The organism is Rhizobium sp. Leaf371, assembly GCF_001424045.1.
Classification (GTDB): Bacteria; Pseudomonadota; Alphaproteobacteria; order Rhizobiales; family Rhizobiaceae; genus Ferranicluibacter.
In genome coordinates this window covers 184,433-206,322 of sequence record NZ_LMQB01000003.1, presented here as the reverse complement: position 1 = coordinate 206,322, position 21,890 = coordinate 184,433, and the positions used below count along the sequence as shown (strand labels likewise).

19 protein-coding genes are annotated in these 21,890 nt (G+C 64.2%); 8 read left to right on the top strand and 11 right to left on the bottom strand.

Annotation, left to right across the window (positions count from 1 at the left end):
* The first annotated feature begins 323 nt into the window (after positions 1-323).
* The 7 genes from ASG39_RS06345 to ASG39_RS06315 all read left to right on the top strand — a co-directional run bounded on the left by ASG39_RS06345 (position 324) and on the right by ASG39_RS06315 (position 9,150).
* Positions 324-1,859, top strand: a complete 1,536-nt coding sequence (locus ASG39_RS06345; protein ID WP_062594033.1) for a sugar ABC transporter ATP-binding protein — start codon at positions 324-326, stop codon at positions 1,857-1,859.
* Entirely contained in the window at positions 1,843-2,922 is a 1,080-nt protein-coding gene (locus ASG39_RS06340) for an ABC transporter permease (protein WP_062594031.1), read from the top strand. Before ASG39_RS06345 ends, ASG39_RS06340 begins: the two co-directional genes overlap by 17 nt.
* Positions 2,923-3,059: 137 nt before the next feature.
* Entirely contained in the window at positions 3,060-4,067 is a 1,008-nt protein-coding gene (locus ASG39_RS06335) for a sugar ABC transporter substrate-binding protein (RefSeq protein WP_062594029.1), read from the top strand.
* 109 nt (positions 4,068-4,176) lie between these two features.
* Positions 4,177-5,712, top strand: coding sequence for a sugar ABC transporter ATP-binding protein (locus ASG39_RS06330; protein WP_062594027.1), 1,536 nt, complete (start codon positions 4,177-4,179; stop codon positions 5,710-5,712).
* Entirely contained in the window at positions 5,702-6,730 is a 1,029-nt protein-coding gene (locus ASG39_RS06325; RefSeq protein WP_062594024.1) for an ABC transporter permease, read from the top strand. The genes ASG39_RS06330 and ASG39_RS06325 overlap by 11 nt, the downstream gene beginning before the upstream one ends.
* 1 nt (position 6,731) lies before the next feature.
* Complete coding sequence (locus tag ASG39_RS06320) at positions 6,732-7,736, top strand: ABC transporter permease (protein ID WP_062594022.1); 1,005 nt, start codon at positions 6,732-6,734, stop codon at positions 7,734-7,736.
* Positions 7,737-7,752: 16 nt separating this feature from the next.
* Positions 7,753-9,150, top strand: coding sequence for an LLM class flavin-dependent oxidoreductase (locus tag ASG39_RS06315; RefSeq protein WP_062594020.1), 1,398 nt, complete (start codon positions 7,753-7,755; stop codon positions 9,148-9,150).
* Between the two features lie 62 nt (positions 9,151-9,212).
* Here the strand turns inward: ASG39_RS06315 and ASG39_RS06310 are convergent, their stop codons facing one another.
* The gene (locus ASG39_RS06310; protein ID WP_062594018.1) at positions 9,213-9,626 is read right to left on the bottom strand and encodes a helix-turn-helix domain-containing protein; all 414 of its coding nucleotides are present in this window, start codon (positions 9,624-9,626) and stop codon (positions 9,213-9,215) included.
* 99 nt (positions 9,627-9,725) lie between these two features.
* Between ASG39_RS06310 and ASG39_RS06305 the strand changes: the two genes are divergently transcribed.
* Positions 9,726-10,715, top strand: coding sequence for a quinone oxidoreductase (locus tag ASG39_RS06305; protein WP_062594015.1), 990 nt, complete (start codon positions 9,726-9,728; stop codon positions 10,713-10,715).
* Between the two features lie 72 nt (positions 10,716-10,787).
* Here the strand turns inward: ASG39_RS06305 and ASG39_RS06300 are convergent, their stop codons facing one another.
* The 10 genes from ASG39_RS06300 to ASG39_RS06255 all read right to left on the bottom strand — a co-directional run bounded on the left by ASG39_RS06300 (position 10,788) and on the right by ASG39_RS06255 (position 21,785).
* Positions 10,788-12,359: an amidohydrolase family protein gene (locus ASG39_RS06300; RefSeq protein ID WP_062594013.1), complete on the bottom strand. Its 1,572-nt coding sequence runs from the start codon at positions 12,357-12,359 to the stop codon at positions 10,788-10,790.
* Positions 12,356-13,405, bottom strand: a complete 1,050-nt coding sequence (locus tag ASG39_RS06295) for a questin oxidase family protein (protein ID WP_062594010.1) — start codon at positions 13,403-13,405, stop codon at positions 12,356-12,358. Before ASG39_RS06295 ends, ASG39_RS06300 begins: the two co-directional genes overlap by 4 nt.
* 72 nt (positions 13,406-13,477) lie before the next feature.
* On the bottom strand, positions 13,478-13,966 hold the full coding sequence (locus ASG39_RS06290) for a nucleoside deaminase (protein WP_200943858.1): 489 nt from the start codon (positions 13,964-13,966) through the stop codon (positions 13,478-13,480).
* Complete coding sequence (locus ASG39_RS06285; RefSeq protein ID WP_062594006.1) at positions 13,950-15,614, bottom strand: CocE/NonD family hydrolase; 1,665 nt, start codon at positions 15,612-15,614, stop codon at positions 13,950-13,952. The genes ASG39_RS06290 and ASG39_RS06285 overlap by 17 nt, the downstream gene beginning before the upstream one ends.
* Before the next feature lie 2 nt (positions 15,615-15,616).
* Positions 15,617-16,435: a creatininase family protein gene (locus tag ASG39_RS06280; protein WP_062594004.1), complete on the bottom strand. Its 819-nt coding sequence runs from the start codon at positions 16,433-16,435 to the stop codon at positions 15,617-15,619.
* Entirely contained in the window at positions 16,432-17,946 is a 1,515-nt protein-coding gene (locus ASG39_RS06275; RefSeq protein WP_062594002.1) for an NAD(P)/FAD-dependent oxidoreductase, read from the bottom strand. Before ASG39_RS06275 ends, ASG39_RS06280 begins: the two co-directional genes overlap by 4 nt.
* A complete protein-coding gene (locus tag ASG39_RS06270) occupies positions 17,943-18,740 on the bottom strand; it encodes an ABC transporter permease (RefSeq protein ID WP_062594001.1) in 798 nt (265 codons plus the stop codon). The genes ASG39_RS06275 and ASG39_RS06270 overlap by 4 nt, the downstream gene beginning before the upstream one ends.
* Entirely contained in the window at positions 18,737-19,615 is an 879-nt protein-coding gene (locus ASG39_RS06265; protein ID WP_062593999.1) for an ABC transporter permease, read from the bottom strand. Before ASG39_RS06265 ends, ASG39_RS06270 begins: the two co-directional genes overlap by 4 nt.
* Complete coding sequence (locus ASG39_RS06260) at positions 19,615-20,700, bottom strand: ABC transporter ATP-binding protein (RefSeq protein WP_062593997.1); 1,086 nt, start codon at positions 20,698-20,700, stop codon at positions 19,615-19,617. The genes ASG39_RS06265 and ASG39_RS06260 overlap by 1 nt, the downstream gene beginning before the upstream one ends.
* Before the next feature lie 2 nt (positions 20,701-20,702).
* Positions 20,703-21,785 (bottom strand): extracellular solute-binding protein, encoded by a 1,083-nt coding sequence (locus ASG39_RS06255; protein WP_244481149.1) that lies wholly within the window; start codon positions 21,783-21,785, stop codon positions 20,703-20,705.
* Positions 21,786-21,890 lie beyond the last annotated feature (105 nt).

Sequence of the window (21,890 nt, the reverse complement as noted above, 5' to 3'; positions counted from 1 at the left end):
TGCGCGCTGCGGCCATGGCTGCTGCATGCCGGGTTCGCCACGCAGTTCTGCCATTAGATATTTAATCCAGTAATTTTGTAGAATTAGCGGTTCTTTTTTGAGGCCTCCGGCGCAACGCCGTTCCAAATGTTCGCGCCAACGCCAAAATCCGTGCCCCGAACCGTGGAGCGATGAAAAACGCGCTGCGGATGATCGTTCTCCTCAGGGGTCGTCAGGGGAACGGACATTCCCGGCAAGGGCATGTCTTCGGAACGTCGTTGCCCTCGCCACCCTTCTGTCAGGCAGAAACATATGACAATCTTTATAGACAATAAGGCAGGCGCATGACCCCACCTCTTCTGACCATCGCCAATGTGACGCAGAGTTTCGAGGGCACGCGTGCCCTCGATGGCGCGTCGTTCGACATCGGGCGGGGCGAGATCGTGGCGCTGATGGGGGCGAACGGCGCCGGCAAATCGACGCTGGTCAAGATCCTCTCCGGCGTGCTTTTGGCCGACGGTGGAACCATCACGCTCGACGGGAAGGCCTTTCGGCCGCGCTCGCCGGCGGAGGCCGGGCGGGCCGGGATCGCCACGGTGCACCAGTCGACGGATGTCGTCGGCATTCCCGGATTGACCGTGGCGGATGCCCTGATGCTCGGGCGCTTCGCCGATCGGAACAGCCCGTTCTTCCTGTCCCGCAAAACCGTCCGCCGGGAGGCGCAGGCCATGCTCGACGCGGTGGGCATCGCATTGCCGCTCGAGCGCGATTTCGCCGACCTGCCGGCCGCCGATCGTCAGCTGCTTGCCATTGCGCGCGCGCTTTCCGCCCATCCGCAGGCGGAACCACCCCACCTGTTGATCCTCGACGAGCCGACAGCCAGCCTTTCGGCGGCGGAAAGCCGGCGGCTGTTTACGATCCTGCTGCGGCTGCGGCAGGACGGGCTCGCCGTCCTCTACATCTCCCACCGCACAGCCGACCTCGCGGCGCTCGCGGACCGGGCGATCGTGCTGCGGAACGGCGCGGTCGCCGGCGCATTCGCAAGGCCGATCGACTTCTCCCGCGCCATCGAGACGATGATCGGCAGGCCCCTCGCGCCGCCGTCTGCAGGCTTGGTTCGGCCGCGTGGCGTGGCGGTTCTGGAGGCCCGGCAGCTTCGGCTCGGTCCGGATGCGGCACCCTTCGACCTGACGGTCCATGCGGGTGAGGTGGTGGCCGTGACCGGGGTGCTCGGCGGCGGCAAGAGCCGCCTGCTGTCCACCCTCTTCGGCGTCCATCCGCTGTGCGCGGGCACCATCCACCTCGATGGCCGGTCCTATCGGCCGCGCTCGCCGGCGCAGGCCATCGCGGCCGGTGTCGTCATGGCCGGGGAGGATCGGCATCGATCCTCGCTCATGCCGCCGGATTGGCCGGGGCACGCACTGAAATCGACGATCAGCCTGCCGCATCTGGCGGCGTGGTCTTACGCCGGCTTTCTGTTCGGCGGCCGGGAACGGCGCGAGGCGGAGACGGCGATGGCGCGCCTGTCGATCAAGGCCTCCGGTCCGGATGCCTCGATCTGGTCGCTCTCGGGCGGCAACCAGCAGAAGGCGGTGCTGGCACGCTGGGACGCCGCCCCCTCTCGCCTGCTGATGCTGGACGAGCCGTTCCAGGGCGTGGATGTCGGCGCGCGGGCTGAGATCATCGCCGCGATCCGGGCGCGCACCAACCGCGCCACGTTGATCGCAACCTCCGACCGGGAAGAGGCCGAGGCCGTGGCCGACCGCATTCTCGTGATCGATCAGCACAGCCTCATGGCAGACGATCATCCTCACCCCGCAGATCTGCAGGGCACACCTGCTCCCTTACCCGAAGGACGGCCTCATGACCGCGCTCACTGACGATCCGATTCCAGTCACGCGGCCCGTGAAAGAAACAGCGGAAAGGCAGGATGCCGCGCGACGCGGCGGGGTCGCAAGACGTGCAGACATTGCGGCAGGGCTGCGGGCGAGCGCGGTGTTTCTGCTGCTGGCCGCGCTGCTTGCGGGCTTCACCATCGCCGAGCCTGCCTTTGCCAATGTCGGCAACCTGATGAGCATCCTGCAGGGGGTCTCGGTGGTGGCGATCCTCGGCGCGGGCGTGACGCTGACGCTCGCCGTCGGCGGTTTCGACCTTTCCATCGGCGCGGTCGCCGCCTCCAGCGTCATGGCGGCCAGCTATGCGATGATCGTCCTGCAACTGGATGTCTTCGCCACCGTGCCGCTCGTGCTCGCATTCGGCGCGGCGGTCGGACTGGTCAACGCCCTCCTCATCGTCCGGCTGAAGGTGCCGGATCTGCTCGCCACGCTGGCGATGATGTTTCTGCTGTCCGGCCTGCAGCTGCTGCCCACCGCCGGCCGCTCCATTTCCGCCGGCCTCGTGCTTCCCGATGGCGCAAAGGCCATGGGCGTCTATGACGGCCGCTTTCTCCTGATCGGTCGGTACAGCCTGTCGGGCGTCGTCCCGGTCTCGGTCGTGCTGATGGCGGTCGTCGCGGTATCGCTCTCCGTGCTGACCGAGCGGACCCGGATCGGCCGGCTGCTGTTTGCCACCGGCGGCAACGAGGTGGCGGCGCGGCTGGCCGGGGCGCCCACCCTGCGGCTGAAAACGCTCGCCTACGTGCTGTCGGGAATGCTCGCCGCGCTCGGCGGCATCATCATCGCCGCCCGTGTCGGCCGAGGGGACGTGTCGTCCGGCGGGTCCCTGCTGATGGACGCGGTGGCCGCAGCGCTGATCGGCTTCGCCGTCCTCAATCTTCGGCGCCCGAACGTGCTCGGTACGATCGTCGGCGCGGTGTTCGTCGGGGTGCTGCTCAACGGGCTGACAATGCTGAACGCCCCCTATTACACGCAGGACTTCGTCAAGGGCGCGGTGCTCGTCGGTGCATTGGCGCTGACCTATGGCCTCGGACGGCGCACGCGCTGAGACCGCCGGAAGGGGTCTTTCGGAAGCCTCGGGACGGCTGAAGTTTTCCACGGATGCCCCTTTGTTTGGAACGTTCTTCCTCGGCAGGGAATAAATTCTACATATTCTGTAGACATTATTGAACGGGGACCTTTCGCATGATCGACACCTGGATGGCCGCACTCGGCCGCCGCGATATTTTGAAATTCACCGCTGCCGCAGGCGCCACGCTGACGGCGGCAAGTCTGCTCGGTCCGAGCATCGCCAGCGCCAGCGGCGCGCTGTCGCTGAAGGGCAAGCGGATCGGCATCAGCGCCACCGGCACGGATCACTTCTTCGACCTCCAGGCCTACAATGCCCAGATCGAAGAGGTAAAGCGTCTCGGCGGCGAGCCGATCGCGGTCGATGCCGGCCGCAACGACGGCAAGCTGGTCTCCCAGCTCCAGACGCTGATCGCCCAGCGGCCGGACGCCATCGTCCAGATCCTCGGCACGCTGAGCGTGATCGACCCCTGGCTGAAGAAGGCGCGCGATGCCGGCATTCCGGTGCTGACCGTCGATGTCGGCTCCACAAACTCGATCAACAACACGACCTCCGACAACTGGGGTATCGGCAAGGATCTGGCGTTGCAGCTCGTCTCCGACATCGGCGGCGAAGGCAATATCGTGGTGTTCAACGGCTTTTACGGCGTCACGCCCTGCGCCATCCGCTACGACCAGCTCGTCAACGTCGTCAAGTACTTCCCCAAGGTCAAGATCCTTGAACCGGAACTGCGCGACGTGATCCCGAACACGGTGCAGGACGCCTTCACCCAGATCACGGCGCTGCTCAACAAGTATCCGGAGAAGGGCTCGATCAAGGCCATCTGGTCGGCCTGGGATATTCCCCAGCTCGGTGCGACGCAGGCGCTGGCCGCGGCTGGCCGCACCGAAATCCGCACCTATGGCGTCGATGGCAGCCCAGAGGTCCTGCAACTGGTCGCCGATCCGGCATCGCCCGCCGGCGCCGACGTCGCCCAGCAACCGGCAGAGATCGGCCGTACCGCGATCCAGAACGTCGCCCGGCTTCTCTCCGGCGAAACGCTGCCGCGCGAGACCTATGTTCCCGCACTTCTCGCCAACAAGGCCAATGTGGCCGAAGTGACGAAGAAACTCGGGATCGGCTGATCCCGATCGGGCCGGACGGCGCCTCCCAACGTCCGGCCCACACCGTCTCCCGACATTTTCCGCTCTCCGTCCGCGCCGTCCGCAGGAGCCCAGACATGACCTCTCAGACATGACACTCCCGGCACACCGGCCAGGCGCCGCGCTTTCCTTTTCGGCGATCGTCAAGCATTTCGACGGGGCCCAGGCGCTTGCAGGCGCATCGCTGACCGTGCCGCGCGGCACGGTGCACGGCCTTGTCGGCCAGAACGGCGCGGGCAAGTCGACGCTGATCAAGCTGCTTGCCGGCCTGCATCAGGCCGATGACGGGCAGATCGAGATCGATGGCGTCGAACACCGGACGCTGACGCCGCATCTCGTCGAAACGCTCGGCATCCATTTCATCCACCAGGACCGGCTGCTCGTTCCCACATTCACGGTCGGCGAGGCGCTGTTTCTCGGCCGCGAGCCGCGGATCGCCGGAACGCCGTTTCTCGACCGCCGCCTGATGCAGCGCCGCGCCGCGGACATTCTCGACGACTACTTCGGGATCCGTATTCCCAACAGCGCGCTGATCCGCGATCTCTCCACGGCGGAGCGGCAGATCGTTCAGATCACGCGGGCGCTGCTCGACCAGCCGAAGGTTCTGGTCTTCGACGAGCCGACGGCCGCGCTGGTGCGGCGCGAGGCCGACATCCTGTTCCGTCTCATCCGCCGGCTGCGCGACGAGGGCGTGACGATCCTCTACGTCTCCCACTATCTCAACGAGATCGAGGCGCTGTGCGACGCCGTGACCGTGCTGCGCAACGGCCGCGACGTCGCGACCCTGCCGCTCGCGCAGACCTCGGCGTCCGAGATCGCCGGACTGATGATCGCCCGCGACATCGGCGAGATGTTTCCCAAGCGCGACGTCGTGCCGGGTCATGACATTCTCAAGGTGCACGGGCTGCAGCTTTCCGGAAAATATCACGACGTCTCCTTTTCGCTTCGGCGCGGCGAAGTCCTCGGTCTGACGGGCCTGCTCGGCTCCGGCGCCAAGGACGTGCTGCGGACGCTGTTCGGGCTCGACCAGGCCGATGGCGGCACGATCGAGATCGACGGCCAGCCGGCACGCAGGCTCGACCCGGTCCGGGCGGCGCAGCGGGAGCTGGCGCTGGTGCCCGAGGATCGCCGCCGCAACGGCGTGGCGCTCGACATGACGGTCGGCGAGAACCTCACGCTGTCGTCCCTCAAGCAATTCACCCGCTTCGGCTTTCTCGAGACGGCGCGCGAGCGTGGCGAGGCCGACAGGCTGATTGCCCGGCTGGAGATCAAGACGGCCGGGCGCGACGCCCTGGTGCGAACGCTGTCCGGCGGCAACCAGCAGAAGGTGGCGATCGCCAAATGGCTCAGCCGCCATTCGCAGATCTATCTGCTCGACGAGCCGACCGTCGGCGTCGATATCGGCTCGAAGGTGGAGATCTACCGATTGATCGGCGATCTGGCCGAGCGGGGTGCGGGCGTGATCGTGCTGTCGTCGGACCTCACCGAACTCGTCGGCATCACCGACCGTATCCTCGTTCTCTTCCGCGGCCGCGTGATCCGCGCCTTCGCCTCCGCCGAGACGACACCGGAAGCGGTGCTCGCGGCCTCGACCGGTTCGTCCGAGGTGCTCCGCCATGTCGGTTGAACTCGACCTGACGCCGCTTTCGCCGCTCGGACAAGAGGCGACGCCTGCGGGGCCTGCGCTTGGCGGGCAGATCGCGGCGCTCGCGCTGCGCGCCGGATCCCTCATCGCCTTTGCCGTCATCGTCGCGGTCTTCGCGATCACGGCGCCCTATTTTCTCAGCGTCGGCAATATCGGCAATGTGGTCGGGCAATCGGCCATTCCCGGCGTCCTCGCCGTGGGGCTGACGATCGTGCTGATCGCCGGGGGATCGAACGTGGTGACCGGCGGCATCGACCTGTCGCTTGCCGCCAATATGGGCTTGAGCGCCGCGGTCTATGCGACGCTCGCCCAGGCCGGATATGGCGACGGAACCGCCGTTGCGGCCGCGCTTCTGACCGGCGGCATCATCGGGGCGGTCAATGCCTTCGCCGTTGTGGTTGCCGGTATCGTGCCGCTGCTGGCCACCCTGGCGGTGATGAACGTCGTGGCCGGCATCGAGCTCGTCCTCACCCAGAACACAGTCATTCCCGCCACCACGCCGCTGCTCTCGGCGCTCTCTTCGTCCGGCCCGCTCGGCATTCCGGTGCTCGGCCTCGTTCTCGTCGTCTTCACCCTCATCGTCGGGGCCATCGTGCAGTTCACGCCGACCGGCCTCAGGCTCTATGCCGTGGGCGAGTTTCCGGAGGCGGGGCGGGCCGCCGGGCTGCCTGTGCGGCGGCTGACGGCCGGCGCCTTCGTCGCGAGCGGGCTCTGTGGCGGGTTCGCCGGCATTCTCTCCGTCTCCAACCTCAGCGGCAGCACCACGGGTTCGGGCGAAATGCTGCTGCCGGTGGTGGTCACGGCGCTGCTCGGCGCGGTGTTCTCCCGTCGCCTGGTTCCCACCATTGGCGGCACGCTGCTGTCGACGCTGTTCGTCGGCATCCTCGTCAACGGGTTTCAGCTGCTCAACATCTCCAGCACGCTGGTCAACGGCGTTCAGGGCATTCTCATCCTGCTGGTCGTCTCCGCGACCACGCTCCTGCGCAAGAAGGAGGCCTGACATGGCTGTCCCGGCATCCGGCACCGCGCGCCCGTCGTCCACGATCCTGCAGGCGGCCTATGGCGGCATCCTGCGCTATCCTTTGCTCGTGGCGCTCGCCGCCGTCATCGTGCTGTTCTCGCTGGCGAGCCCAGTCTTCCTGACCGCGGCCAATCTGCAGAGCATCCTCGTCAACAACGTCACCCTTCTCGTCATCGTCACCATCGCCATGACCTTCGCGGTGGCCGTCGGCGGCATCGACCTCTCGGTCGGCACGGCGATCGATTTTGCAAGTTTCGCCTTCGTTTCGCTGGTTCTGGCCGGGCAGCCGGTGGGCGTGGCGGCGCTGGCGGGCCTTGCCTCCGGCGCGCTGGTCGGCGCCTTCAACGCCGTGCTGATCTCGCTCATCGGCATCTCGCCGTTCCTTGCGACGCTTGGCACGCTCTTCATCGGCCGCAGCCTGCAGCAGATCCTCACCAATGGCGGGAACCCGGTCTACCTGCCTCCGGCCGGCGTGCCGGAAGCCTTCCGTTTCCTCGGCCGCGGCACGCTCGCCGGCATTCCCGTCCCGCTCGTCATCGCCGGTGCGCTCATCCTGGTCGCCACGCTCGTCTTTGCGCGCACGCGCTTCGGCCGCGTGGCGATCGCGATCGGCATCCAGCCGGATGTGGTGCGCTATTCCGGCGTCGCCAGCCGCGCGCATGTCGCCGTCACCTTCATCCTCGTCGGGCTGATCGCCGCCGTGGCAGGGCTGATCCTGACGGCGACGGTGACGGTCTACATTCCCTCGTCCGGCAATGCCTTCCTGCTGAACGCCATCGGCGCCACCTTCATCGGCACGACGCTCAGTCCGCTCGGCCGGCCGAACATTCCCGGCACGGTGCTCGGCGTCCTGCTGCTCGGCATCGTCGCCAACGGCCTGTTGCTGACGGGCCTCAATTTCTACTGGCAGCAGGTCGGCACCGGCACGCTGATCTTCGCGGTGCTGGCGCTGAGCTTTGCCCGCCGCCGCCATGCCAAGGCCTGACACAAAGGAACCGTCGATGACCCGTGAAATCCGACTGAACGCTTTCGACATGAACTGCGTCGGCCATCAATCGCCCGGGCTCTGGACGCATCCGCGCGACCAATCCTCCCGCTACAAGGATCTCGACTACTGGGTGCAGCTTGCAAAGACGCTCGAGCGCGGCAAATTCGATGGCCTGTTCATCGCCGACGTGCTCGGCGTCTACGACGTTCTCAACGGCAATACGGACGCGGCGCTGCGCCATTCGGCGCAGGTGCCGGTCAACGATCCGCTGCAGCTGATCCCGACCATGGCCTATGTGACGGAGCATCTCGGCTTCGGGCTGACGGCCTCGCTCTCCTTCGAGCATCCCTACACGTTCGCGCGGCGCATCTCGACGCTCGACCACCTGACCAAGGGCCGCGTCGGCTGGAACATCGTCACCTCCTATCTCAACAGCGGCGCGTTGAACGTCGGTCAGGCGCAGCAGTCGAACCACGACGATCGCTACGACCTTGCCGAGGAGTATCTGGAGGTCTGCTACAAGCTCTGGGAGGGGAGCTGGGAGGAGGATGCGGTGGTGCGCGACAGTCAGTCCGGCATTTTCACCCATCCCGAAAAGGTTCATCCGATCCACCATCGGGGCAAGCATTTCACCGTGCCCGGCATCCACCTCAGCGAGCCGTCGCCGCAGCGCACGCCGGTTCTCTACCAAGCGGGCGCCTCCAGCCGCGGCAAGGATTTCGCCGGCGCGCATGCCGAGTGCATCTTCGTCGCCGCGCCCTCGAAGCCCGTGCTGAAACGCTATGTCGCCAATGTGCGCGAGGCGGCCGAACGGGCAGGGCGCAACCCGCGCGATATTCTCGCCTTTAACCTGCAGACGGTGATCCTCGGGGAAACCGATGCCGAGGCCAAGCGGAAGTTCGACGAGTATAGGAAGCACGTGTCCTACGAGGGGGCGTTGACGCTCATCTCCGGCTGGACCGGGATCGATTTCGGACAGTTCGCGCCCGACGAACCCCTGCGCCATCGCTATACCAATGCCGTCCAATCGGCCGTGGAAACCTTTACGACCATCGACCCGGACAAGGTCTGGACCGTCCGCGAAATGGCCGACTGGGTGGGCATCGGTGGCTTCGGACCGGTCTTCGTCGGATCTCCCCAGACGGTGGCCGATCTCCTGCAGGAATGGGTCGAAGACACCGACGTCGACGGCTTCAACCTCGCTTACGCCGTGACCCCGGAAACCTTCGAGGACGCGGTCGATCTTCTCGTGCCCGAGCTGCAGAAACGCGGCGTCTACAAGACGGCGTATCGACCGGGCACCCTGCGCGAGAAACTCTTCGACGCCGGCCCAAGGCTCGCCGCCCCGCACCCCGGCGCGGCGTATCGTGTGTTGGCGGCGGAGAGAGAGGCGCGGGTGGCGAGGGGCTGAACGCCTCTCGCGGTCCCCGTTCACGATCGCGGACGAGAGATCAAGCGGCTTGCGCGCGTGCGCTAGCTGGCGAGCCGCAGCTTGATCGTGGTCTTCGCCGCCTGTTGCCCGTCGGTTTCCCCATCGAACGCCTTCTGCGCCGCCTCGACCCTGTCCTTGTGGACGCTCGCCCATTGGAACAGCGCCTGAAACGGTTCGATGAGCGTTTCACCCAGAGGGGTGACGCTGTACTCGACGGCGACAGGGGACACGGGAATGACGCGTCTGGCGACGATGCCGGAGCGTTCCAGACGCCGAAGAGCCTGCGTCAAAGACTTCTGCGTGACGCCTTCCAGTTCCCGTTTCAGGGAATTGAAGCGCATCGGTCCGCGGCAAAGCGATGCCATGATGAGGATCGACCATTTATCGGCGATCTGATCGAGAATGAGCCGGACAAGCTCGGCCGACTCTCCAAGGGTGCAGGTCTTATCCGCCATGCGGTTTCCTCCGGGATACCTGAGCGACAATAAGTGCCTAATTGACACTAGGTTTCCTGCATATACCTATGCATCGCGTGATGCAAATGGAGAAGTGACATGAAAGCAGTGCGTTTCCACCAAACGGGAGGTCCGGAGGTTCTGGTCTATGAGGATGTTCCCGATCCGACAGCCGGCCCCGGCGAAATTCTCATTCGCGTCGACGCCGTCGGATTGAACTATGCCGATACGATGCGGCGGCGCGGAGACGACTATCCGGAAGCCTCGCCGGTGCCCTTTACGCTCGGTATCGAGGTTGCCGGCACGGTTGCAGCGCTGGGCGAGGGCGTTGCGGGGCCAGCGGTCGGCACGCTCGTGCTCGCGACCCCGGGCGCCGGCGGATATGCCCAATATATCGCCGTTCCCGCGCAGATCGTCATCCCTCTGCCGGAGGGCTTCGACGCCGTGAACGCGGCCGCTCTGGTGGCGCATGGCATGACGGCGGCAATCGCGCTGCGCAAATCCGGTCGTCTCGTCGAAGGCGAAACCGTGCTGATCGAGGGTGCTGCCGGCGGGCTCGGCTCGTTCCTGGTGCAGCTCGCCAAGCTCTACGGTGCCGGCAAGGTGATCGCCGCCGCGAGCACGCCGGAAAAACGGGCCATCGCCGAAAAGCTCGGAGCCGACGCCACCGTCGACTATCGCCAGCCCGACTGGGCCGAGCGCGTGAAGGAACTGACCGATGGACCCGGCGTCGACCTGATCATGGAAACCGCCGGCGGCGACAACGTCAACAGGGCTCTCGACGCCCTGGCGCCCTTCGGCCGCATGGTCTATCTCGGGCAATCCAGCGGCAAATCTGCCCAGATCGACCCGTGGCGGCTGACGGCCTACAATCACAGCGTCATCGGCATCTACATCGCGGCCTATGCCGCCTGGCCGGAGCTCATGGCCGAGACGATGAACGAACTGATCGGCTTCCTGACGACCGGCAAGCTGTCCATCAACATCGGCAAGGTGATGCCGCTGTCACAAGCAGCCGAAGCCCATCGTCTGCTGGAAAATGGCCTCACCACCGGCAAGGTCGTGCTGCAGCCCTGGATCGAAGCCTGACGCCAACCCCCGGCGATCCTGACGGCTCCGCCGGGGGCTTTCACGCAGCGCGACGGCGACGCGAGGGGACGACTATTCCCTGTCTGCCATCGCATTGTAACGGTAAGCGCGATATCCGCATGCTTGCGTGACATCTCGGTGATGGCGTGCGAGGTGGGGCAGGAGTGCATTGATCGCGTCCCAGGCATCTTTTTCACCCTGCGTTTCCGGCCGTTCAAGTCGCTCACCGATGTCCGCGAGAACCGCTTCTCTGTCGATCGTGACCACTTTTCCGTCATCTACGACGAGGCGGCCGCCGACAAACACCTGCGTGATGGCATGGCGTCCGCCGCGGTGCAGAACGCTCTCGGCCACCGGTGTCCGGCGGTTGACATGCGGTCGCCCGATCCTGCGGCGGTCCATCAGCACGATATCCGCTTGGTGACCGGGTTCCAGCCGACCCGTAAAGCCGCCGAAGCCGATCGATCTCGCACCATGTTCCGTCGCCATCTGCAGGACGGCACCGGCGTCGGGGCGGTCGTTCCACAGACCCGTTTCACGGTGGAGTGCCCACACCAGCTTCATTTCGAGCGTCATGTCGCGATCGTCTGCGATGTTCGACTGGTCGATGCCGAGGGCCACCGGAATGCCGCGACGGCGCATCTCGTTGACGGGGGCGATGCCGCTGCCGAGACGCAGGCCGGACGAGGCATTGTGGCACAGGGTACAGCCGCAATCGGCGAGGATGTCGAGATCCGCGCGGCTCATCCAGTTCCCGTGCCCGAGCGTGACGTTCGGACCAAGGCATTCGAGCGCCTTCAAATGTTGGACAGCGGTATGGCCATATTCGTTCCAGGCGAAATGCGATTGCCGCTCGGTCTCCAGAAGATGCATATGGACCTGCGCGTCGGTCTCCCGCGCTGTCTCGAAAATCGCCTGAAGGCAGTCGTCCGTGCACCAGTGCAGATTGGCGGGGGCGAGATTGACGCGCACGTGATCCGGCCGCACCTCGATCCATTTTCTCCTGAGCGCGCGGTAAAACGTCATCAGGTCCGCAACAGGGATGTTCGATGCGTCGAGCCTCGGCGAGATCCAATTGCGCAGAGTGTCCGGAAGAGCGGCCAGAACCTTGGCATCCGCCTCATAGGTCAAAATATTGCGGTCGCGAATCATGAAGGAAAAGCCGGCCCGCATGCCGATCTCGCTGTAGGCCTCCAGCGTGGCGTCTGCCGTCGCCATCCAGGTCTCCGGTGCGCCGGAAAGTCCGCTGTTGAGATGCTGTACCATGGTGGTTCCGCTTTCCAGCATTTCGATCGCGGAATAGAGCGTGTCCAGCCGGACATCGATCTGCCGCATTGCCCGGAATTGCGGCAGCCATAATTCCAGAGGCGCGAAGGGCACGCCCTGCATCAGGGGCGTGACCCCGAAATGATGATGGCTGTTGACCAGCCCCGGCATGGCGATCATGTCGGGAGACCCGAAGCGGGCGAGATGGTCATTGCCATAGCCGACGGCGGCGAGCGGCCCGATCTGTGCGATCATGCCACCAGCGACGCGGATGCCGACATCGTGGCGCATGGACATGGTGCCATCCGCCGAAAGTCCGCACAGCACGGTCCCCGCCTCAATGATGCCGTCCCCTGTGATCGGTGCGTCCGCGCTCATCTCGTATAGTCTCCGATCAGTCCGAGGCGGCGCGCGACCACGACGCGATACAGGGGATCGCCGTAGATTTTCATCTCCTCGCTGGCGGAGAAGGCAAGGCTGATATCGTGCTCGTCGTAGCTTTGCGCCGCGATCGCATGCATCTCCGGCCAATCCGGCCCTTGGATCTGACGCCAGCGATCGACCGCGGCTGCGTCCGGCATTTCGGGAAAGCCGAGCTCGCCCATCAGCGCGGCGATCCCCTGCCAGAACACCCGCAACATCCGATGGAGCGTCGCATCATGGCAATGCGGCTTCAGGAGGCGGATCCAGTGCAGCCCGGTAATGATGTGCAAGGCGGCGAAATGCTGGGTTGCCGCGAACAAGGCGAGCGCCGTCGCCGCCATTCTCTCCAGTGTCTCCGGCCCGATGTCGAGCCAATCGACGACGGGCGCAAATTCCGGCACGTTGCCGGCGTCGCGCATGTTCTGCCAGAGAAGGTCGTGGAGTTTCAGGCCATGCAAGGGTTCGATCGCAGCGGTCATGGCCAGGATTTCGGCCGGGTCGCGCGTGATGGGTGGGGCGCTCCGCGACGCCGGAAGGGGAAGATAGGTGGCGGCCCAATAGGCGAGGGCAATGGTGACATCGGTCTCGTCGGCGCGGAGCACCGCGTAAGCGGTTCTCATGAGAGCGTGAAAGGCACTGGCGGCAATGCCGTCCGCAAGATCGGGAAGATAAAGTTTCAAAGCCTCGTGTATCCCGAGCCTCGCCACCTCACCGGCAAAAAAAACGCGCAGATCGGGTTCGCGCTCGCGCAATCCGATGGCGGTTTTCCAGCTTTCGCCATCCAGGCGGTTCACCGGCTGGGCAAAGGGCAGAAGATGTTTGGCGTCTCTGTAGTGACGGAAGAATCGGCGGAGCTGATCCGGCTTACCGCCGATCCGGTCCAACGCGACAAGGACCATGGGCGCATGATTGGCGAATGTGTGCGAAAATTCGGAGCCCCATTTCGGCATGCCTGCCAGCAGCGTTTCCAGCTCTTGCGATGTGCGTTGCATTGGAACCATGACTCTCCCTTTCTCCCTGAAACCGGCGGCGCATGTTTCACCCTCTGTCGAAGAAGGCGTGGCCACGTGCTGTCAAACGGTCGGTTGCCAGGCATCCCGGTGAACGGCCTCGGCCTCCGTCTCGATCAGGGGGCCGATGACCTCGATGCTTTTCTGGCCTGCCGAAAACACCGCGCGGCACGGCAGGGCCATCGTCGGATTGTCGGGGTGATCGCCAGTCATGGCCTTCAGGCGGTGTTCGGAAAGGCCATAGACGACCCTGCCGATGCCCACCCAGTAAATGGCGCCGGCGCACATGGCGCAGGGTTCCGCCGAGCTGTAAAGCGTACACTCCGCCAGAAAGGGGGCGCGATAAAGCTTCGAAGCCTGCGTTGCCAGCAGGCGCTCGGCATGGCCTGTCGCATCATGGTCGGGAAAGTATTCGTTTTCCTGCTCCAGGAGAATATCGCCGCCGGGACCGGCCAGCAGCGCGCCGAAGGGCATGTTGCCATGCGCTTTCGACCGCCGTGCAATGTCAAAGGTCAGTCGAAGAAGACTTTGGTGATCAAGGCTCACATTCATTCTCCTCACGGTCAGGTGGCGGCATCACGGGCAGTCGCAGGGCGGAGGGGTAGCCATCGCCTGACCGGACCAGGAGGGTCGTGACCAGCCGGTCGGTGACGGTCGCGTCCTGGGGCCGCGCGCCGGTGCCCGGATTGACGGGAAAGGCGGGAAACGACGCTGCCTGTATCGACAGACGCAGGCAATGCCCCGCCGGCACCGTCATCTGCATCGGTCGCAGCGTGACGGACATCGGCGATGCTGCCGTGTTCGGCTTTACGGTTTTATGTCCCGACGTCATGCTGATGGCCGCCCCGTCGGGGGTGAGCATGCTCAAGGTACAATCCAGGTCGAAACTCGGTCTGTCCGCGGTCACGAAGAGATCGACGTTCGCGGCGCCGAACAAAACGAGCGGCAGGTCGAGCGGACCGGAGGTGTAGACAAGCACATCGGCCCTGTCGTCGATCGCCGCCCGGTCGGTGAAATCCGGAGGGGTGCCGAGATGCAAGCCCACGCTCGGGGCCGGTCGCCATGGATCGTGGACGAGACGATCGGCACGCGTGACCCCTGGTGTCTCCGCAAGCGTTCCATCGATACTCGTCGTGGCCGCACGGCCGCCGGACGCGAGATGAAGCACCCGCATTTCCGATCGCGGCAGGCTTTCGAAGCCGGCCCAAGTCTGTTTCACCACATCGAAGAGCCGGATCTTCGGGGACGGATTTTCGCGACCTTTCAGGGCCTCGTCGAAAAATGCGACGATCTCACGGTCGATACCGTCTGCCGCGCCGGGTCCCGCATCCAGCGCCCCGACCCGTCGGCCCCAGGGAATGTGCGACCAGGGACCGATGGAGAGCCGCTGAAGACTGCGGCTCGAAGAAAAGGCGTGGAAGGCGGCCAAGGTGCCCTCGAGCATGATGTCGTTCCATCCGCCGACATGCAGAATGGGAACGTCGAGCGTCACACCCTCCAACAGCGCATGTGGCGATCGTGCCTGCCAATAGGTGGGATCGTCGGCCAGCCAGTCCTGGTAATGTGTGTGTTGCGATGTCGTCGCCAGAGCATCCGGCCGTGCCGAGATTGCGCCGGAATGCAGGGATGGCAAAGCGGCCTGCAACAGATGGGCGGCGTCGAGGTCGTCGGCCAGCCGGGCATTTTCGATGGCCATCTGGCAGGCCCACATCTGATTGGACTGCATCCGGAACCCATCGCCCTCGAAGGCCCAGTGATTGCGCACATCGAAGGCTGCCATGGCGATCGCCATCGCGTCGGGGGCCTTGCCGCCGGATTTTCGAGCGCCGGCAAGGGCCAGATACTGGTTCATTCCGTGGTAGCTGAAACCATAGCTTGCCACCATGCCATTGCCGCCGGCAAGATCCGCCGCGAGCGACAGCGTCCGCGCACCATCCGCGACATCGTCTTCGAGAATCCTGAAAACCCCTTCGGAGTCTCCGCGACCGCGAACATCCTGCACCAGAACGACATAGCCGTGCGCCGCATACCAGGCGGGATGGGCGAGAACGACCGTCGAGGCGACCTTTCGCCCATAGGGCAGGCGCATCACCAGAACGGGATAGCGCTCCGGGCCGACAGGCCGATAGACGTCGGCGACCAGATGGACACCGTCCGTCATGGGCATCCGAAGCGTATCGACGTCGCGGAGTTCGAGCATGGCTAGCGACCGTCCGAGAAGCGGGTTTCGGAGGTGAGCCTGCTCATGTCGAAATCCCTCGTCGCCGCGATCAGGCGCGTCAACCCCGTGGCCGCCCGGTCCAGCACCAGCGCGCCTTTGACGGCGTCGGCATTGGCGGCATTTCCGCAGACGCCTGCGGGATGAAGGTCCTGCGCCTGCCAGCCGAAACCGACCGCGCCTTCCGCCGTCAAGGGGCTGCCGGACTGCTCGATCTCAAGGGTCAGCGGCACGAAATCCTCCGCCTTGTCCATGACGACCAAATGCGGGGCGATGGCCAGCATCATACTGGTCTCGATATCGCCGCCGTGAATGCCGTGCACGATCTCCGTTTGGGAGAACAGATCATCGACCGGTGCAATCCGAAACCAGGAACAGGCGACCGCGAGCATATCGAGTTCGACACGGATATCGCGGCAGGTCATCTCCATCAGCGAGATCTGCCCGCCATGCGAATTGAACAGGACGATCTTGCGGACACCGGCCCGCTTCGCGCTTCTGGCGATATCGAGCCAGACGAGCCGCAGGGTTTGCGCCGATAGGGTCAGCGTTCCCGGATAGGCCAGATGCTCATCCGACTTGCCGACGCTGAACGCCGGCAGGATGAGGACATCCGCGGTTGGATCAAGCAGGCGCACCATCCGATCGAGGATCGCCGCATTGATCGCTGCATCGACCTGCACCGGAAGATGAGGCCCGTGCTGCTCGATTGCCGAGATTGGCAGGATGACCACGGTCTCGCTGAGATTTCGGGACGCGAAATCGGCGGTGGAATGATCTGCCCAGAAGAAGGATTGCGTCATGCGCCACCCCTTTTGGCTTGGTTCCCAATCTTGGGTGAGCTTGCCGCTTGCCGGTTGGCCGCGATCAGCCGGTTCTCGAAATCGTCCGGGATCGGCAGGTCCGGTGCGGTATAGGCTTTGAGTTCCGGCAGGATGACCGCTTCCCGATCGAGCAGCAGTCGACGCAGGACACCGCGGACAAGCCGCGGCACGGCATGCTTGTGTCCGCTGATCGAGGTGGAGTGTGGGCCGTGACTGACGAAACTGCTGCTGTTGAAGGCAAAGACCCGGCCGACCCATGTTTCGTGCGGATTGTTCGGGATAAACCCATAGAAGCCGTCGAGGTAGGGAAACCTCGCAAGCCGGGCATCCGCGCTGCCTTCCTGTGGCATGTACCGGTCACCCCAGAGCGCCACCTTGTCGTGGAGGGTCCGGAGTTCGGGTCTGACGGCCAGATCGACATCCATGCCTGTGGCAAGAAGGAGGTGATCGAACTCCAGATCGCCGTCGGGGGTGGTGACACGGATCGCATCGGGCTGTTGAGAAACCTCCAGCCAAGGGGTTGCCGGACGAAGCGTGAAGTTTTCAAAGCGTGTCGCCGTTTCGAAACTGCGAACCGGCGGCGGCTGATCTGCGCTGCGGAAGAACCGGGCGATGTCCCAGCGGGTGGTCTCGGAGAGGTCCGGATACTGCGTCATCATGCCGGGCGTCTCGACCGCACGATGGGGATTGGTGCGTGGCAGACGCGCGCGCCGGAAGCACAGATCCACGGCGGCGGCACCGGCTTCCAGCGCCTTGATCGCATTGTCGAATGCCGATGCACCATGGCCAAGCACGCCGACGCGCAATCCCTTCAACGCGTCGAAATCGACCGGGCCGTTGGTATGATCGAATTTCTCCGGCCCGAGCGTGTCCGAGACGAACGCTGGAACACGCCACGCCCCTGCGCCGTCGTATCCGGTGGCCAGCACCACGGTGCGCGCCAGCGATGTTTCGATTGTCCCGTCGATCCGCGTGGTAACGGCGATCAAATCGCCATCCGGGGCGACATTCAGGACCTCGCAATGATTGGCGATGGCGATCTCGAAGACGTCGGCATACCAGTCGAGATAGGCCTTCCAGTCCGTTCGTGGAATACGGGACAGATCGGCCCAGGCCTGCTGCCCGTAACGTGTCTCGAACCAGCGGCGGACAGACAGGTTGACGACGTTGAATTCATTGCCGACCTGGGTTTTTGGCGTCCGCAATTCTTCCATGCGCGCGAATGTCAGCCATGGCCCCTCGGCCCCCGGCGCGCCGCTGTCGAGAACACGGACACGGCGCAGTCCGTCCCACTTCAGGGCGGCAGCGATCGTGACGCCGGACTGGCCGCCGCCGACGATGATGGCATCGGCGATCCCGGCCGCGTCGGGTCGGGGATGATCGCCGAGCCACGGGGCGCTGGGATAGCCGAGCAATGTGAGATCGGCGAGCGCCGCCTGCTTCAGCTCGTCGAGTGTCATGCGGGATGTGTCGATCGGGGCAATCATCATCGGTCATCTCGTCCATGCGCCAGACGTCCTCGCAGACGGCGTCGGCGATTGATTTCGGTCAGCGCCACGATCAGGGCCGTCAATACGAGGACGGAAACCTGCATGGCATTGAGGTCGGGCTTCAGTTCGCGCCGGAATTCCGATGCGACGATCAGCGACAGGGGCTGCGTGCGGCCGGCCAGGAACATCGAGATCGTGAGATCGGCCAGCGACAGGATGACCCCGATGGAATAGGCGGCACTCAAGGCGACGCTCAGCTGGGGCAGCAGGACACGCCGGAAACTCTGCCACGGGGTGGCGCCGAGATCCCGCGCCGCTTCCTCAAGCCGCGGGTCGAGCCGGATCATCACGGCGGCAAGGATGGTCGTGGTGAAGGGGATGACGACCAGCGTCTGCGCCAGAATGAGCGCGGTCGCCCCGCGTCCCAGTCCCACCCAGCTGATCAGCATGGCCTGCGCGATGGACAGGACCGTCTTCGGTACCAGAAAGGGAACGAGAACGAGGATCGCGAACGCGGCGCGGAATTGCATGCGCGGCGATGTCACGGCCAACGCCGCCATCAATCCGATCAGTGCGCCCAGCACCCCCACGGGCTGCGCGATCAGAAAGCTGGTGATGAAGCCGCCGAGAAAGGCATCGTTGCCGAAAAGATCGGCATACCAGGAGAGGGTGAAACCGGTGAGCGGAAAAGCCATCGTGCTCGCGGCGTTGAAGGAGAAAATCCCGAGAACCACGATGGGCAGATAGAAGAAACAGACGGCAAGACCGAGCGTGAAGACGACCAGACGGCTCATCGCGTCCCCCTCTGGAAGACCGCTCGCGCGCCCTCGAACCGAAGAAGGACCGTCACGAACCCGGTGGCAAAGGCGAACAGGACAACGAGAAGGCTGAGCGACAAAGCGGAGGCCAGCGGCCAGTCGAATGCGGTTCCGAACAGGTTGTCGATCATCGCCATCGGGGTCGCGCCGGACGTTCCGCCGAGAAGGCTCGGCGTCATCATATCGCCAGCGGCCAGCGCGAAGACCGTAAAGATGCCGACGGCCAGTCCCGGCGTCGTCAGTGGCAGAATGACCTTGAAGAACGCATCGATCGGGCGGGCGCCAAGATCCCGTGCGGCCTCGATCAACCGCTTGTCGATCAGTTCCGCAGATATCCAGATCGCCAGCACCATGAAGGGCAGGTTGTTGTAGAGCAGCACGAGATGGGTCGTGAACGGCGAGAAAAGCAGAAATTTCAAAGGCTCATCGATCAAGCCGATCCATTCCAGAGCCGCATTGACGAGCCCCTCGGAGCCAAGGACGATCCGCCAGGCATAAATCCTGACGATCTCGCCCGTATAAAGCGGCGTCAGAAGGACGATGCTGCCGACCCCCTTCCAGAGAACGGGAAGGCGCGTCATCGAAACGGCGATCGGGTATCCGACGCAAGCTGCCAGCACGGCCGTGCCCGCGCCGGAGACGACCGCCTTGCCGATTAGAAAAGCGAAGACCGGATTGGTGAAAATCTGGCGCCAGCTCTGTCCGGAAAAGGCCGGAACCAGCGTGAACGTATCGAGATCCACCTCAAAGACGCTGAAAACCAGGAGCACGACCAGGGGCAGAACGCACCCCGGGATCAGAATCAAGGCCACGGGGAGGGCAAGCTGTGCCCGATGAAAAACCGGAGCCATCAGCCGATCCTCGTGATGAAGGCGCGGTCTTTATCGACGATCAGCCCCACCGTCGTTCCGGGCGTCAGCGGGGTATCCGCGAGGAACTGCAGAATGAAGCCGTTGACCTCGGCCTCGACAAGGTAACGATCCCCCTTGAACACCACATGCCGGATCACCGCGCTCAGGCCGTCCGTGCCGATGCGGACGTGCTCCGGCCGGATGGCGAGAACCGCCCTGTCTCCTTTCGCCAATCCCTCCACCGCCGGGCACGCGACGATGCCGATGGCCGTGTCGATTGCAGCCGATTCGTTGGCCTCCTCGCCAGCGACGATGTCGCCCGGAAGGAGGGTCGCCGCTCCGATGAAGTCGGCAACGAAGGCGTTGGCAGGGCGGGCGTAGATTGTCAGCGGTGGTGCCTTCTGAACGATGCGCCCCTTGTTCATGACGACGACGATGTCGGAGAGCGCAAAGGCCTCCTCCTGATCGTGGGTGACATAGACGAAGGCGATACCGAGACGCCGCTGCAGATCCTTCAGCTCGATCTGCAGGTGTCCGCGCATCTTTTTGTCCAACGCGGAAAGGGGTTCGTCCAACAGAAGAAGATGCGGTTCGGCGATGATCGCGCGCGCCACCGCGATCCGCTGCTGCTGGCCACCCGAGAGCTGGTGGGGATAACGGTCGCCGAACGCGGTCATGTGCACGGCATCCAGCGCGCGTTTGACGCGGGCTGCGACGTCGATATTGCTCTGGCGCCGCAGGGTCAGCGAGAAGGCGACATTGTCGAGCACCGTCAGATGTGGAAACAAGGCATAGCTCTGGAACACCGTATTGACCGGCCGGCGCTCCGGCGGAACCCCGGACAGCGCCCGCCCGTCGAGCACGATCGACCCCGCGTCCGGCGTTTCGAAACCGGCAATCATTCGCAAGATGGTCGTCTTGCCGCAGCCGGAGGGACCAAGGAAGGTCGTGAACGCCCTTTCCGGAATATCGAGATCGATGCCATCGACCACGCATTGCCCACCATAGGTCTTGGTTAAGCCGCGGGCGGACAGCAGCAATCCCGATCTTGCGTAATCTGGCGCCCCTTCAGGCGTGGTCACCATGATCAGCTTGCCTTGACTTCATTCCAGATCTTCAACCACTCGGGATAATTCTCCGGGGCGACCGGCCACATGAACGACTTCATCACCTCCATGTCGTCGACGAAGATCGGCTCCTGCTGCTCCTTCGACAAATCGTCGCGGATGACCGAGGACGTGGTCGCGTAATTGCCGATCTTGGCGATCTGCGTGGCATATTCCGGCCCGAGCAGATAATCGATGAACTTGTAGCCGATCTCGCTCTTCTCGGCCGACAAGGTGGCCGGCATGGCAAAGCAGTCGCACCAGCCCATGATGCCGGCCTTCGGCTTGGCCATCCCCATCGGCAATGTGTCTTTCAGCGTATCGTAGGGAACCCGCCACGAAAACGCGCAGGAAACCTCGCCTGTGGCAAACAGATTGGTGAGATCGCCGATCGTCTGCCAATAGGTGCGTAACAGCGGCTTCTGCGCGACCAGCAGCTTCTTGGCCTCCGCCAATTCCCTAGTTTCCATGAGAAAGACCTTGTCGCGCGGCACGCCGGCCACCAGACCTGCGATGGCGATGGATTCCAACGCATAATCGCGCATGGCAAGCTGGCCCTTGTATGTCTCGTTGAACAAGGTCGTGTAGTCGGGCTCGCTTTCGAACTTGTCCTTGCGGTAGACGATCGGGTTCAGACCCCAGAGATAGGGAACCGCGAACTGCTTGCCGGAGGCGTCGAGAACCTTTGGCGTCGTCTTGAAAACATCGTACATCTTGGCGGCGTTGGGGATCTTCGCCATGTCGATTTCTTCGAGCAATCCAGCCTTGATGTAGCGCCAGCTTCCGTTCAACGATGGGTTGATCATGTCCCAGTCGGAGGCCGAGCCGGTTTTCAGGGCCGCAAACTGCGCATCCTCACTGGAAAGAAAGGACAGCTTTACCTTGACGCCGGTCTGCGCCTCGAAGGCGGCGACGTATTCGGGGTGCCCGTTGGAATCCCAGGTCGCCCAGACCATCTCGGAAACGGCAGCTCTCGCGCTGCCGAGAGAACCGAACATCCCTGCCGCCGCGCCGGCGGCGATCCCTGCAAGCACGTCACGTCGGCTAACTTGTGAACCTGCCATGATGCCCTCATATGGTTGCGAGTGAACTGCAGCCAATGTCGCCCGCCGTGACAGGAAAACCTATAACGCGATCCAAATAGACTATATTGCACGGCGCAAAACCTG